Genomic DNA, 14,624 nt, shown 5'->3' with positions numbered 1-14,624 from the left:
CGTCCTATTCCCGGAAGCTGAGGCTTTCGCCTATTCGCTTGAGCAAAATATCTAGCGCCAATCCAATGCCGCCGACCAGGACGATGGCGACGATCATGCTCGCGATCTGGAGATTATTCCATTCATTCCAGATGAAGTACCCGATGCCGCTCTGTGCGCCGACCATCTCGGCAGCCACGATGACGAACCAGGCGATACCGATCGAGATCCTCATTCCCGACAGGATCATAGGCACACTGGCGGGAAAGACGACGCGCGTGACATGCTCTAATCGTGGAAGACCGAATACGCGCGAGACGTTCAGCCATTCAGCCCGCACGGAAGCTGTCCCGGTCGCCGTGCTGATCAACATCGGCCAGACCGCACAGATGAAGATGATGAAGATCGTCGAGACGGTGCTGTCACGGAACGTATAGAGCGCCAGCGGCATCCACGCGAGTGGCGATACCGGCCGCAGGATCTGAATGAAAGGATCCAACGCGCGATGGCAAGCAGGCCATAGACCGAGCAAGAAGCCTGGCACCGCGACGATAAGGCCAGCGTGAAGCCCAGTGCTACGCGGCCCATGGAATAGGCCAGATGCCATGCGATGCCCAGATTGTTGGGATTGTCGTGATCGAAGGCGTGTGTGATCAGATCCCGGCCGCGGAGCGCGACGATCCACGGTGAGGGGATCGCACCGGCCTGCTGACCCGGCGCGCTCTGGCCGGAAAGGCGGGCATATTCGGCGTCGGCAGCGCTAACACCTCCCGACGAACCGGCGGTGAACCAGCCCCAGACGCTTACAAATACGATGAAGATCGCGACCGAGGATACCCAGGGCTGCTGCAGCCGGCGTGACACCTCCATCAGCCCCCCTTCCGGACCGAAGCCAGGTAGTCCTGCGGCTTATTGGAATCGAATTCGTTCCCGAGAATCCTTTCGGTGCCGAAGCCGACCGCTGGCGGCGTCACGCCCTGCTCGCGCATGATCCGAGCGGCATCGGTCGCCAGCATCACCTTTTCGGCGAGCACCTTATAGTCGACATCCTCCTTTAGCATGTTCCAGCGCCGGAGCTGGGTCATCAGCCAAACTGCTGCCGAATATTGCGGAAACGGCTGATAATCAACCCGCCGCGGATCTTTCCGGATGGTGCCAAGGCCGTCGGCATACGTGCCGCTCAAAACCTGATCGAGGACAATTTCGGGAGCATTGAGATATTGCGGCTCTGACAGCACCTTCGCCATGCCGACCCGGTTCTCCGGCTTCGAGACATGAAGACTGGACGCGATGATGGCGCGGTAGAACGCCATGAATGTGTTGGGATTTTGCTGGATCCAGCTTTCCGCGGCGGTGACAGAGCAACAAGGATGTCCATCCCAGATATCCTTCGAGATCAGATGAATGAAGCCAGCGCCTTCGTAGACCGCGCGCTGACCGCCCGGCTCTCCGCCGAAAAACCCATCGATGCTTCCGACGCGAAGGCTCGCCACGTATTCGGTCGGAGGTACGATGCGGTATTTGACATCTTGGTCCGGATCGAGCCCGGCGGCAGCCAAATAGTTGCGCAGCTGCAGGGTCTGGTGACTTTGCTCGAACGGGACCGCGAATGTGAAGCCCTTCCAGTTCTTGGGATCCCGATTGTCCTTGTGCTTGTTGGCCAGGACGAGGGAGTTGCCGTTCTGGTTCAAGATGGTCAGCACCTTGATCGACTGGACGTTACCGCCGAGGCCGGCTGTCATCGTCAGGGGGACCGGCATCACCTGCTGCGAGACGTCCAGCTCGCCGTTGAGCATCTTGTCGCGGATCAGCGCGATACCAGCGATCTTCTGCAGACTGACATCCAGACCTTCCTTGCGGTAGCTGCCGAGCCTTTCGCCGTAGATCAGCGGAACGGCGCAGGTGATCGGGAGGAAGCCAACAGCCAGCTTGGTTTTCTCGAGAGGCCTTCGCTCCTGGGCAATTGCCTTCAAGGTGTCGATTGGCAGGATGCTGGAGAGAGCGCCGATGATCACGCCAGCGCCAACGGTGCGAAGCAGTTCCCGCCGCAAAACTGGCTGCGGGAAAAGGCCATGCAGAAGTGCCTGCTGGACGCTTTCGGACACGGCCTCTTCGACAGTCGGCTGCGCGGGAGCATGCGCTCCGCAACTGCACAGGCTGCCGATGAAACGATGGTGATGTGAGGCGTCGCGCATTTCTGTCCCCCTGGTCAAAATGTCCGGCTCAAAATCGTAACATTGACGCTCGAAGGGCCAACGGCGAAATTGTGCAGGAGCATCTGCAGTTCCGCGCATGCCATTCGGAATTCCCAGCTCTGGTTCACTCCGCCGATTGCGGCATCGTCCTTGAGCGCCCGAACAGGATGCGATGCTGCATCTCGTCGAAGCGGCCATCCGCGTTCGTTTCCCGCGTTAACAACGACACCGCGATCGCCACGGCAAACGACAGCGGCATGCTGATGATGGCCGGGTTACGCAGCGAGACGAACCACCAGGCGCCGCTCACCTGGGCCAGCGGCTTACCGAGCACGTCGACCTGGATGGTCGGTGACAGCGCAATGAGCACCAGCGAGCTTAGCGTGCCGATCATGATGCTAGCGACGGCCGCTGGCGTCGTGAAGCGACGCCAGATGATAGCGAGGACCAGTGATGGAAAATTGGCGGCACAGGCGATGGAGAAGGCGAGCCCGGCCATGAAGGCCACGTTCTGGCCTTCGAAGGTGATGCCGAGCACGATTGCCAGCACCGAGATGGCAACGGTGGCGATCCGCGCCACTTTGAGCTGCTCAGCCTCCGATGCCGTACCGTGGCGAACGACGTTGGTCCAGACATCATGGCACAACGTAGCCACACCGGAAAGCGTCAGGCCTGCCACCACCGCCAGCATGGTGGCAAACGCAACTGCGCAGATAAAACCGAAGAAGGCGTCGCCGCCGACTGTGAGGGCGAGCAGAGGTGCAGCCATGTTGCCGCCACCGCCGGCTTTCATCACCGCCTCCGGGCCGACCAGCACCATGGCCCCAAAGCCGATGATGAACACCATCAGGTGGAAGAAGCCGATCAGCCCGGTGGCATAAAGTATCGATAGTCGCGCGGCCTTGGAGTCCCGAACCGTGTATACCCGCATCAGGAGGTGCGGCATCGCCGCGGTGCCGAACATCAGCCCGAGGCCGAGTGAGATCGCGTCCCATTGCCCCGAAACCACCTTCGAACCTGGCTGCAGCACTCTTGTGCCGTACTTCTCCGCCGCTGCGGCGAACAGCTTGAGCGAGTTCATTTCGAAATGCATCAGGACCAGGACTGCCAGGATCACTCCGCCGGCGAGCAGCAGCGCCGCCTTCACCACCTGCACCCAGGTGGTGGCGAGCATGCCGCCGAACAGCACATAGATGAGCATGGCAGCACCGACCAAAGCCACCGACCAAGTGTAGGGCAGGCCGAACAGCAACTTGATCAACGATCCGGTCGCGACCATCTGGGCGATCAGGTAGAACAGGATCACCGCCAGCGTACCGACCGCCGCGGCGAGCCGCACCGGCTTTTGGCTGAGCCGATAGGCGACCACGTCCGCGAACGTGAATTTCCCGACATTGCGCAGTGGCTCGACAATCAGAAAGAGGATGATCGGCCAGCCGACCAGCCATCCAATCGAGTAGACCATGCCATCGAAGCCATTCGAGGTGACAATGCCGGCAATGCCGAGCAGCGCGGCCGCGCTGAGGAAGTCGCCAGCGAGCGCCCAGCCATTCTGCCATGCAGTGATCTCGCCGCCCGCGGCAAAGAAGTGCTCCGTGGTACGGGTGCGCCGCGCCGCCCAGTAAGTAATCAGGAGCGTCAGGACCATAAATGCGAAGAAGAAGCCGATCGAGAGCGAGTTGTTGGCCATCGCGAGGTCCTATCGTTCGAGGTCACGAAGGCTGGCATCAAATACCCGGTTCGCCCACAGCACATAGATGAGGCAGAGCAGGAACGATGAAACGATGACGAGAGGGCCGAGCACGATGCAAAGCGAGAGCCCGGGCGCAAGCACAGTGCCCAAAAGCGGCTTGTCGAATGCGAACAATGCCATGAAGCCGAAATAGATCGTGATCATCGTCGCACAAAGCAGCAGCGCGATCCGAAGGCGCCTGCTCGCAAGCGTGACAGAACGAGGCGCGACGCCGGAATTGACGGAAGTCTGCGCGTCCATCCACCCTCCCAGAAGGTCTTGATATCCACTACCGGCCAGCTTCCGCCGAGCCGCAAGCTTCGGGAACCACGAAACTTTGCAATGTACTGTGCAGATTTGCGGCCTCGTCGAAGGCGATGCTGTGTCGTCTCGACGGTCGCGGCGACAACAACCATGCCGGCAATGACGGCGCGCCTGCGACGGCATTGATCCTTGCATGCAAGGATTACGTTGGCGGCGCGGGCTTGGGCAGGCGTGAGGGCGGCACCACGATGGGTGGCGTGAGTCCGAGCTGCGGACATGCAGTCAAACCGGAAACCTCGCAGAATAGCGGGCGCGACCTCCATCGGTACCGGAAGTACAAGAGGAGTTCTATAGGGGTTCTCGCGCAGCGCGTCACACTGCCGATCTACTCGACTTTCCAGGCCCTGCACCGCGTCCGCGGTCGATTTGTCGGTCAGCGCACCCGTCCATCAAACAGACCCGTGCGTTCCTCCTGGAGCGAGGCATGGTGTGCGACAAAGCCTACATTCCCTGTTCGAGTTGCCCGGTATCTTGGCAATTAGCGCCAATGTTTTTCGCCTTGCATGTTGCGCATCATCGAGGGTTTAGCGGAAGACTCGCATCGATGGATGGGCGTATCGAGGGACTATCGAGCGAGATCGAAACGCTGGCCAGTCAAGACCGGGCCTGCCAGCGAGCCGAGCTAAGCGGACCCCACCAGCATGACGAACACGCTTGCTCATCCCGATGTCACCAGCGACGGCCTCTCTCTTGCGGTCAGGGTCGGAGCCGCGATTGACAAGGATGTGGCCTCTGCCGGCTTCTGGACGCCCGGGTCGGTCTTCAAGAGCGGCAGCGCCTCGCAGGTCGTGCCGTGCGGTTGGCTGGACCACGGTCGTGCCGGGGCATCGCAGCGCGTCTGAATGCCAAGAGAATTCGTCGTCTTCAGCGTAAAATCAGCCCTATCTGAACGTCATGAAAATGATGGCGAATTTGAAAACCGGAACGTCGGCAGATCACCGGCGCCATGACAGGTTCCATCCCGGACCGACCTGGTCCGCTACTGGAATCGTGGGTCGGGTTCTCAGTCCAAAGTGAACCATTTTCATGATTATTCCGTTGAGAGATTATTTTTCACGTGGTATGATGGATTTTCGAAATCCAAGCCCTCAGTGACCAAAATTCGAGGACGGGGAATGTTTTTCAGAGGAATGTAAGTGAGCGCAGAATTTTCAGGATCGGTGAATGTTTTTCACGATAGGCGATTGCCTGAGCCCGCTGTCCCCGCGGGTTATGCCGCGCTCATCGACACTTACAAGCTGGCCGTGCCGGTCCCCCGCACCCTTTCGGCCATCGGAGCCCGGCACCGCATCATTGAACAGGATGGTTGGCGGATCTACACGCCTCGCCATGCTCCCCAGGCCTCGCTTGAGGGACACCTGACTTTTGCCCTCAAGAACGAAGGAGTCGATCTTTCCGTCCTGAAGCGGCTTTTCCTAGTCGTTAACGAGGGTGACATCGCGGAGCTTGTCCGGCAGAAGCCGACCGGAATTTACACACGCCGCATCTGGTTTCTGTACGAGTGGTTGCTTGGCCGCGAGCTGAATCTGTCGCTTACAGACAAGGTCTCATATGTAGACGCCATCGATACCGACCTCCAGTTCGGAGGGGTTGGCACGAATTCCGCCCGGCATCGCGTTCGCAACAATCTTCCCGGCACCCCGGAATTTTGTCCGCTCGTTTTCAAGACGGCCGCGCTGAACCAATTTCTCGCGCAGAACTGGAAGGAGCGCGCGCGCGCTGTCGTCAGCGAAGTCCCGAAGGATTTGCTCGCGCGGACCGCCGCCTTTCTGCTGCTGAAAGATTCAAAGTCCAGTTACATCATCGAAGGCGAAAGGCCGCCTCAGGATCGCATTCAAAGATGGGGACGCGCCATCGGCGAGGCTGGACGCGCGCCGCTCGATGAGCAGGAGTTTTTGCGCCTGCAAGGCATCGTCATCGGAGACGAGCGTTTCGTGAAGCTCGGGTTCCGGCAGGAAGGCGGCTTCGTCGGAGAGCATGACCGCGATACACAGCGCCCTATCCCGGACCATATCAGCGCGAGGCATGAAGACATCGCCTCTCTTATGGCAGGATTGATCGCATTCGACCTCGCCGCCGAGAACGAGCTCGATCCCATTATCGCGGCGGCGGTGCTCGCCTTCGGCTTTGTTTATATCCATCCATTCGAGGACGGCAACGGACGCATCCATCGATACCTGATGCATCATGTCCTCGCGCGGCGCGGATTTAATCCGGCCGGGGTCCATTTTCCAGTGTCGTCGGCGATTCTAGACCGGATCGCCGAGTACAAAGGCGTGCTGGAAAGCTATTCCAGCAGGCTACTTCCGTGCGTACAATGGGAAGCGACCCCAAAGAATAATGTGAAGGTTTTGAACGACACCGGGGATTTTTACCGCTTCTTCGACGCGACCCCGCATGCCGAATTTCTGTACGAATGTGTACGCCAGACGATTGAGCTGGACCTTCCGAATGAGACGAGCTTCCTGCGCAACTTCGATATGTTCCGATCCGGAGTCGAAAACATCATCGACATGCCCGAGCGAACGCTCAACAACCTGTTTGGCTTTCTGCGACAGAATCAAGGAAGACTTTCAAAGCGGGCACGAGAGAACGAATTCGCCGAGCTCACTCAAGATGAAGTTGTGAAACTTGAGCAATTGTACGCGGACTCATTCGGTCAAAGCGGAGCCTTAAGTGACTAACGGCGCGTCTTGCGCAGAGACAGGAAGCCCATTCTTTCCAGCGGTGGTACGGGTCGTGTCCACGGTTGTGGTGTAGCTCGGTAGAGCAAAGCCACCCGGTCGTGCGCCTCTAATAGCGCCGTAGCAGGCGGGCGCCATTGCCTGGCCACCGGAAATTCTCCGGTAGGATCGGGTTGCGACACGCCAACGGCAACAACGCAACCAGAGGAACCACCGATGATCGACGACATAATGCGAGCAGGCGCGACATTGCCGGGGCGCGGCCGATTTGGACCACGAGCAGGCGCTATGGCCTCGATTGGGCTTTGGCTGTGTCGGTTGCATTCGGACGGCTGCTTCGCCACTCAAAACGAGCAAGAAACAACAGCAATTGGCGTCTCCCGGCGACGGCCTATGCGGAAGCCCGATTGACCGACCCGCGTACCCGCTTCAAACCGTGACGTGGCGAGAAAGCTCGGGCGAGACTCACGAAATCCTCGGCCGGCATAGGCCGTCCGAACAAATAGCCCTGGTAACTGAGCTGTCCATGTCGCGCCAGGAACGCATATTGCTCCTCCGTTTCGACGCCTTCGGCGATGACTGAAAGGCCAAGGCTTCTGCTAAGCGCTATGATCATCTGGGCTATCGCGGCGTCATTAGAGTCAACCAGAACGTCCTTGACGAAGCTGCGATCGATCTTGAGCTGGTCAAGCGGCAAACGCTTCAGATATGAAAGCGCTGAATAGCCGGTTCCGAAATCATCGAGGCTGAAGCCGATGCCAATCGCTTTCAATTTGCCCATCTTGGCGATCACATCGTCGACGTTGCTGACTAATGTGCTTTCAGTGAGTTCGATTTTGAGGCGATGGGGATTGGCGCCGGTTTGCTCAATGATCGCGCGGACCTCTTCGACAAAATTCTTCTGACGCATCTGCAGGGCGCTGACATTGATTGCGATGGTCAGGCGTTCGGTCGCCGGATCGCTTGACCAGCGAGCCAGCTGACGGCACGCGGTCTTCAACATCAAGGCGCCGAGCGGAAGGATGAGGCCGGTGCTTTCTGCGACGGGGATGAATTCGCTAGGAGAAATCATCCCTTTATGCGCATGCGGCCAGCGCGCCAGCGCTTCTGCCCCCAGCAGCCTTCCTTCGTGATCGACCTGCGGCTGGTAATGCAGCAAAAGCCGTTCCTTCTTAAGGTCTTCTCGTAGATCGGTCTCGAGGGCAGCGCGGGCTGTAATCATAGTCTGCATGGCCGGGTCGAAAAACCGCAGGCCATTTCGCCCCGCCGTTTTCGCATCGTACATTGCCAGATCGGCTCTCTTGAGCAACTCGTCAACGTTGCACTCATCAGTCGAAAACAAGGTCACGCCAACACTTGCGGTACAGGGATATTCATACGCATCGAGTTGGAAGACCTCGGTGAAGGCTGCGAGTATCTTTTCGCCTATCGCTTCCGCCTGTAAGGCTGCGACCTTTGCTTTCTGTGTACCCAGATTGGCGAGAAGAACGACAAATTCGTCGCCGCCAAAGCGGGCAACTGTGTCATCCGCCCTCACACAATGCGAGAGGCGCTGAGCCGCACATTTCAGCAGCATATCGCCCATGTGGTGACCCAGCGAGTCGTTCAGTGTCTTGAAATTGTCCAGATCAATGAACAGCAAGGCGCCGTAGGAGTTGCTACGGATATTCGCATTGACCGCCTGGCGCACGCGGTCGATCAGCAGGACGCGGTTCGGCAGGCCTGTTAGCTGGTCAAAGAAAGCGAGTTCTTGGATCTTTTCCTCAGCGTGCTTCAGTTTAGAAATGTCATAATACGAGCCGATGTAGTTGGTGACCTCGCCCGTCTCGTTTTTCACAGCAGATATAGTCAGCCAGCGCGCACAGTTTTCGCCGCTCCTGGTCCTGAGACTCATATCACCTTGCCAGCCGCCAGTTGCTTGAACGGAACCCCACATACTGCGGTAGAATTCACCATCACGCCGATGAGACCGGAACAGTCTCGGGGTTTGTCCCACCAATTCTTCGATCGTATAGCCGGTTAAGCCCACGAAGGCGCGGTTGGCACTCAAGATTACGCCTTTGGTATCGGTGACGATCATGCCTTCCTGAGCATTGAAAGCAGCCGCGGCTATGCGCAATTCAGAGTTTGACTTGTCCAGAGCCTCTCTCTGTCGCTGCAGGTCGGCCTCAATGGCTTCGCGCCGCCTGATCTCTTGAGAGAGAGCGAGATTGTTTTCGGCCAACTCCGCTCGATGTCGATTGGACTCCACGAACTTGATTTGTAACCGCGCCGCATTTTGACGCATTCGCTCGAAGCCGATCGCCAGCATAAATAGCACGATGGCGAAGAGGCCAAGATAAAAAACGGAGAGGGGTGAAAGCGTACGACCGTATAGCTCATCCTCGCTGGCCAGCCTCAGGACGGAAAGTCGAATGCCGGTAACTGGCGAGCGAAGTGCGAGATATCCTTTCAGTTCGGAAGCGCTGAGATTTGACAGCGGTTGTATGCGGCCAGACGAAATCTTGGCTAGCGAGGGGCCTTCGGTGACAACGGCCGAGTGCTCTCGCTCGATCGGGAGCAGCACCTGCCCATCGTCTCCCAGGAGGAATTCGCGCGGCTGGCCGAGGTCGTTGGTAGACACCAATGAGGAAAGTAGATTGAGACTGCTCACGGTCTCGACCGTTCCCCTTATCTTGCCCTTCTGGAGTACCGGTACGCTGACCACAATCAGGCGGCGCTTGTCGTCAATCTGAATATATGGTTCGGCCAGGGCGTTACGGCCCGGCGAAGCTGTCGTCGCGCTGGACGAGCCGACATCAACTTGCGCCACGCCGTTGCGATCGAAGAAAGCCAGCCGCAAATAGGCGGCTTGGCCCTGATATTTCTCCTCAACCATCGTCGCCTGAAAGCGGCGCTCGATTGCAGCCAAATTGGCGAAGAGGCCGTATTTGACGGACATTCCGAGATCGAGATTGCTGAAATAGTTGGAAATGTCCTCGCTGGCTGCAAGCCGTGCCGCGGCTTGCCGCCGTTCAGCTAAGAAATCGCTGACCTCCGCGGCGCGCGCTTCACCGAGCGACACCAGACGCGCATCGGCGTTTTGCCGCAACTCCACTTGCGACGTATAGAGATTGCCAATCAGATAAAACATAGACAGCAGAAACGCCGCTGCTGCTATCAAGAGCCAGCGTGGAGCTAACGATCGGCTGAATCTGATCAGCGAAGATATCATTAATTCGTTTTCGCGAAATATTCCGGGAAAAATCGACGGATGCCGGGATAATATTTGTCCACCAGCCGGTCATAGAAGCCGGAGGCCTTGATCTCGCTCAAATACGCGTTGAATTCATTGCGCAAAGCTGGAGCGTCCTTCGGAAAGGCGGTTGCCAACGTTTGCTGCTCGGAGATCGGCCCCAGAACCTTGATTTTGCCGGCCCATTTGCCCAAATCCAGAATGGCATCCGGCACGTCGAGCAGTGTCAATTCGGCTTCTTTGTTGAGCATGGCCGGCACCATCTCGTTCAGGTTGGCGCTCTTGTTGTAAGCCTTTAGATCAATACCGACGTTGACCAAGCCGTAATTGGATGGATCCAAGCAGGTGCGCTCCATCACGAGTACGCTCTTGGATCCGATCGCCTTCCGGGTGTTGACGATGTCTGCCGCGAGATCCGCGCCGTCCTGGATCGGCTGCAGATCAGACTCGGCTGGTGCCACCAAGAGAACCTGCGAAGGAAGGGTCGGCTCGGAATATAGAAGAATGGCCTCACGCCAGGGCAGCACGGTGAAGCCGCTCGATATCACATCGCCTTTGATGGGATAGTCACCTGCCAGCGTCACTTCGCCATTTTTGCGCACCACATCCTTGCCGAGCAGGTCGCGGATGACCGAATAAAAATCCGAGTAGACAAGCTTGTAGGAGACGCCAATTCTTTTGGCGAAGCCCTGCATCAGCTCGACGTCCAAACCATCCCCCGCGCCGGTCACAAAGTTGGCGTAGCGGATGCCAAGATGGCGGATTTCGCCTCGCTGCTTGATCTCTGCAAGATCAGCTGCCCAGCCTGAAGTCGCGAAAAGGAAGACCATGGCGCCGCTTAGCGACCCGCGGACAAAGCGTTTCAGGGACATGGAGGCGCTCTTTACCTTTGTGCCAGTAGAAGCGCCTGCAATCTATAGCTGTGAGTTTAAGAAAGGATGGCGAAATACAACAAAGTAGATTTCAGTTTTCGGAAAAACCAGTTTGTCGGTAAAGGATTGATTGCAGGCCAGGTGCTGAGTGCAACGGAAGATTGTTCGATCCGGGCGTGCCTTTCAGTTTCTTGAGGTCGTTCAGCACCGACCGCCACGGACCCATCGCGCTCAACAGCGTGCTTAAGCATAATATGGTCAAGTATCCGGAAAACTGCTGCCAATGCGGCGTTTCGCCGGACAGTAAGTGATGCCCTTGCTGCCCTATTTGCGCATAGAACAGGACCAGCGGCGCGCCGCCCAACATGCTGGTCGTCAGGTACTGAAGAGGGGTGACGTCAAGCATCGCGGCAATGAAATTCACCAGTGGTGCGGGCACCAGCGGCGAGAGGCGTAGTCCGAGCAAGGTCAACCAGAGTCTCACAGCCGATTGCTGACATAATGAAGCGCTGCGACGTTGAATGTGCTTTCGATAGAAGAGAAACGCGCTCAAACCGCCAAAGGCACTGCCGAGCAGCACGGTGGCGCCTCCCTCCAACCCGTCCATGTAAAAACCGGCGGCCAGGCAAATCATTGGCATGGAGGGAAAGGACAGAAATGCAAGGACAGTGGATGTGACCAGAAACGCCACAGCGGTGCCGAGTGGATGCGCTTGGGCCATTGTTTCAAGCCCCGGAAACACCTGCCAAAAGGCCTCTCTCGAAATAGGTGATGCAAGATATGCCAGCGTCAGAAACATGACGACTGCTATATAGACGATCAATGGCTGGTAACCACGCATCGGCTATCCCAAGCTGGATAGAAGAGGCGGCATGTAATCAAAGCTGTTGTAAGTATTCCAGAAAAGAACCTTCTTGTTCTTGAGCGCCCCCGCTTTGGACATGGTGAGCAACGAGCGCCATGCTTTCAAAGTGAAGACTGGATCAAGGATGAGTCCGGCTTCCTCCAACTCGTTCGCCCACGCAACGTCGGCGGCTTCGACCAAGCCGTAGCCGGGCTGCCAGCTGGTGGAATCCGGCACGAATATCTCGTCTTGCATCACGCGAAGCACATCAGGGGAGATGCCTGGAAAGCGGATTTGCTGCAGCCACTGGACCGTGCTGCGAGCGAGTTTGGCAACATTCCCCTCCACAAATGGCAAGGAGGGTTGCCGGTTGACAAGCCATCGCGTCAGATATGATTTGTCCTGATCGGCCACTCCCACGACCTTGGTCTTCCATCCCATCAAATGGACGCCCAGGAGAAGGCCCAAGACCGTCGAGCCGCTGCCCATGGCGACAAAAATCACGTCGGGCGGTGCGCTCCACGCCTGAGCGGCGCTAAGGAACTGCGCCAACTCGGCAATCGCATTCATATGCCCCAACACACTCAGGTCGTTCGAGCCGCCTGGGGGAACGAGCGAATCCGTATCCGAATGTAGCCAATTTCTCGCATATTCCTGGGAAGCTTGGCCCACCAATTCAATGTTGTTCTTGGCTATGGCAACGTGTTCAACCAGGCCTCGCAAAATACCCAGCCGCGCCATGTCCGTGGTAGCTCCCGGCACCTCGAAAAGCACCAAGTCCAGGGCACAATTCAGCGGCTGTCCGTCACCGGTCAAATCGGCCACACGATTGGCTAGGGCAAACTGCAGAGCATGATTGCTAGAGACCGCGCCAACGGTCCCTAAACGCTTGGAGCCGGACCACTTCAGATTCGGGAGCAGGAATTCGTACTTCCGCGCCTTGTTGCCAAAGACGGGATAACGCGCACTGCTCTCATTCATCACCAAAAGATCAGAGCAGTCTATTTGTCGCGTCACAGATGACGGCAACTGCAATAGCTGGTTGTTTCCCCTCAAGAAAATGGGGGTCCATGGAATGGTGGCGCGGCCGTCAGCCTGCCTCAGGAAAACCGAGTTACCGGGTTCGCCCTGGCGAACGTAATCGGCAAATGACTTATCGCCGGAGAGCGTGTTGCCGATGAAAGGACCGCCTGCGGCATCGGGATCCAGCAGGGACGGAAAGAATCTACCGAGTGCCAAGGATTGCGATTTCAACGCTGCGGACGAGGGAGCCAAGCCGGCAAGATCAGCGGCGTGCGGGAGCGGCGACACCGGGAGGGGGCGACGTTGATGGGTGGCGACCGCGCTCAACGCGGCACCTCCGCTCAGCGCGGCACCGCCTAGGAGGGCCGCTTGCATGAAGTTCCGGCGAGAGAGGTTCATTGCCTGGATGCTACTCGGTGTAGCTTCAGGTTAACGCTTTTTTAACCCTATTCCAATCCGCATGCGCGCTCACGGGCGAAATATGAAAGGTTTGCTTAACGCAGACGCGTTGAAGGCGTGCTCAGTATCAAATCTAGCTCAAACCAGCTTGGCAGTACGGCGATTAGCCCCGCCGTATTGTTGTTTTGGCGCAAGGGCTTCGCCCATCGGACCGCATCAAGAGATATACTCCGGGTCGGCCGGAAAGTGGATCAGAAGGGGCCTTTTTGCTAGTGCGCGCGCACTTCCCGTCTGCGCCCCTATTGTATCCGGCGTTGGCGCCACTCGGCTGTTGCGCAATCTCCGCACGTCGTTGGTGTAGGCGCCGAAGCACGGCACGATCAGCTGGCGCCTTGGCCAGCACCGCGCCCGAACAATTGCGAACGAGAGTGGCTGACTCATAGTCGCGGTGAGAAACACCAGACCCAAGCGCTTTTCCGATCCGGAATGCGTGTCCGGCCTGCGGCAAGCCAATGGCAGCGTGCCGACGACTCCAACGAGGGGCGGTTGTGCTACGCTTGTACTGTTTGGAAGACGACCCGCTGCCGAGCCGCCTGCCCGCAGTTGGGCCGACAGTCCGCTGAAGCCGACACGGTGACCGCGTCGACGTCGGATCGGCTCAGACACTCGAAATGAATCAGGCTTGCGGCCTGCGCCCCAGCGGAGCGCCTTTTGTGCGGATCAGTCGCTCTTCAAGCATATCCAGCCGATCCTGCCCCCAGAACCGTTCGCCTTTGAAGACATAGAACGGCGATCCAAAGACACCAGCTTCCAATGCGCGAGAGGTATTGGATACGTATTCCAGGCGGGCAGCACCTGCCGCCCCCTCCAACAGCGTCAAACCGTCATAACCGGCGCGATCCGCAGTTCTCAGCAGCGTGTCGCGGTCGGCGAGGTTCTCGTCCTCGACCCAAATCGCGCGCATCATTGCGTTCGCGAGAGTGTCGACATTCAAGCCTTGGTTTTGCGCCGCAATTACCATGCAGGACGCAAGATCCACGTCGACAGGAAAATAGGAAGGCTCGATGTTGACGATCATCCCGAGCCGCTCGCTCCAACGCTTAAGCTCCTCGATGCGATAGTCGCGTCGCTGCCATGAACGCTTTTCAAGAACGATCCCGCCGCTTGCTGCATAGACATCCTGCATGCGCATTGGGATATAGTGACACGAACTCCGTGACGCGCGGTTATCTGTGACAATCTGACCTGCCCTAAATAGGCCCAGTCCGACATCAGCCAGACATAGTAGTCGATGAATGGCGCATCTTGGTCAAGCATAGCATCAGGCCTTCGGAAGG

At 58.0% G+C, this 14,624-nt stretch carries 11 protein-coding genes; 2 read left to right on the top strand and 9 right to left on the bottom strand.

All coding sequences use genetic code 11. The features are described from left to right. Positions 1–4: 4 nt before the first annotated feature. The 4 genes from IVB50_RS38035 to IVB50_RS38020 form a co-directional block, all read right to left on the bottom strand. Positions 5–586 carry an ABC transporter permease gene (locus tag IVB50_RS38035; protein WP_346771318.1) on the bottom strand — a complete coding sequence of 194 codons (582 nt, stop codon included), beginning with the start codon at positions 584–586 and terminating at the stop codon, positions 5–7. A gap of 262 nt (positions 587–848) precedes the next feature. Then, a complete protein-coding gene (locus IVB50_RS38030) occupies positions 849–2,372 on the bottom strand; it encodes a CmpA/NrtA family ABC transporter substrate-binding protein (RefSeq protein WP_247299967.1) in 1,524 nt (507 codons plus the stop codon). Next, positions 2,299–3,864, bottom strand: a complete 1,566-nt coding sequence (locus IVB50_RS38025; protein WP_247299965.1) for a cation acetate symporter — start codon at positions 3,862–3,864, stop codon at positions 2,299–2,301. The genes IVB50_RS38030 and IVB50_RS38025 overlap by 74 nt, the downstream gene beginning before the upstream one ends. Positions 3,865–3,873: 9 nt before the next feature. Then, positions 3,874–4,167: a DUF485 domain-containing protein gene (locus IVB50_RS38020; RefSeq protein ID WP_247299963.1), complete on the bottom strand. Its 294-nt coding sequence runs from the start codon at positions 4,165–4,167 to the stop codon at positions 3,874–3,876. A 704-nt stretch (positions 4,168–4,871) separates the two neighbouring features. On the opposite strand from IVB50_RS38020, the gene IVB50_RS38015 reads away from it, so the two are divergent. Next, entirely contained in the window at positions 4,872–5,072 is a 201-nt protein-coding gene (locus tag IVB50_RS38015; RefSeq protein WP_247299960.1) for a hypothetical protein, read from the top strand. Positions 5,073–5,366: 294 nt separating this feature from the next. Next, positions 5,367–6,914, top strand: coding sequence for a Fic family protein (locus IVB50_RS38010; protein WP_247299958.1), 1,548 nt, complete (start codon positions 5,367–5,369; stop codon positions 6,912–6,914). A gap of 391 nt (positions 6,915–7,305) precedes the next feature. Here the strand turns inward: IVB50_RS38010 and IVB50_RS38005 are convergent, their stop codons facing one another. From IVB50_RS38005 to IVB50_RS37985, 5 genes are all read right to left on the bottom strand, one after another. Further along, a complete protein-coding gene (locus tag IVB50_RS38005) occupies positions 7,306–10,047 on the bottom strand; it encodes an EAL domain-containing protein (protein ID WP_247299956.1) in 2,742 nt (913 codons plus the stop codon). An 80-nt stretch (positions 10,048–10,127) separates the two neighbouring features. After that, positions 10,128–11,021 carry a transporter substrate-binding domain-containing protein gene (locus tag IVB50_RS38000; protein ID WP_247299954.1) on the bottom strand — a complete coding sequence of 298 codons (894 nt, stop codon included), beginning with the start codon at positions 11,019–11,021 and terminating at the stop codon, positions 10,128–10,130. Positions 11,022–11,112: 91 nt separating this feature from the next. Then, entirely contained in the window at positions 11,113–11,862 is a 750-nt protein-coding gene (locus IVB50_RS37995) for a VTT domain-containing protein (RefSeq protein ID WP_247299952.1), read from the bottom strand. A 3-nt stretch (positions 11,863–11,865) separates the two neighbouring features. After that, entirely contained in the window at positions 11,866–13,215 is a 1,350-nt protein-coding gene (locus IVB50_RS37990) for a pyridoxal-phosphate dependent enzyme (RefSeq protein WP_247299950.1), read from the bottom strand. A 748-nt stretch (positions 13,216–13,963) separates the two neighbouring features. Further along, positions 13,964–14,473, bottom strand: a complete 510-nt coding sequence (locus tag IVB50_RS37985; protein WP_247299947.1) for a DsbA family protein — start codon at positions 14,471–14,473, stop codon at positions 13,964–13,966. Between the last annotated feature and the right edge of the window lie 151 nt (positions 14,474–14,624).

This window comes from Bradyrhizobium sp. 87, assembly GCF_023073015.1.
Classification (GTDB): Bacteria; Pseudomonadota; Alphaproteobacteria; order Rhizobiales; family Xanthobacteraceae; genus Bradyrhizobium; species Bradyrhizobium canariense_D.
This window is presented reverse-complemented; position numbering and strand designations above follow the sequence as displayed.

Coding starts and splice junctions, on each gene's coding strand:
- IVB50_RS38015 (WP_247299960.1), top strand. CDS start 4,872: ATGACGAACACGCTTGCTCATCCCGATGTCACCAGCGACGGCCTCTCT.
- IVB50_RS37995 (WP_247299952.1), bottom strand. CDS start 11,862: ATGCGTGGTTACCAGCCATTGATCGTCTATATAGCAGTCGTCATGTTT.
- IVB50_RS38035 (WP_346771318.1), bottom strand. CDS start 586: ATGGCATCTGGCCTATTCCATGGGCCGCGTAGCACTGGGCTTCACGCT.
- IVB50_RS38025 (WP_247299965.1), bottom strand. CDS start 3,864: ATGGCCAACAACTCGCTCTCGATCGGCTTCTTCTTCGCATTTATGGTC.
- IVB50_RS38000 (WP_247299954.1), bottom strand. CDS start 11,021: ATGTCCCTGAAACGCTTTGTCCGCGGGTCGCTAAGCGGCGCCATGGTC.
- IVB50_RS37985 (WP_247299947.1), bottom strand. CDS start 14,473: ATGCAGGATGTCTATGCAGCAAGCGGCGGGATCGTTCTTGAAAAGCGT.
- IVB50_RS38020 (WP_247299963.1), bottom strand. CDS start 4,167: ATGGACGCGCAGACTTCCGTCAATTCCGGCGTCGCGCCTCGTTCTGTC.
- IVB50_RS38030 (WP_247299967.1), bottom strand. CDS start 2,372: ATGGCCGCTTCGACGAGATGCAGCATCGCATCCTGTTCGGGCGCTCAA.
- IVB50_RS38005 (WP_247299956.1), bottom strand. CDS start 10,047: ATGTTTTATCTGATTGGCAATCTCTATACGTCGCAAGTGGAGTTGCGG.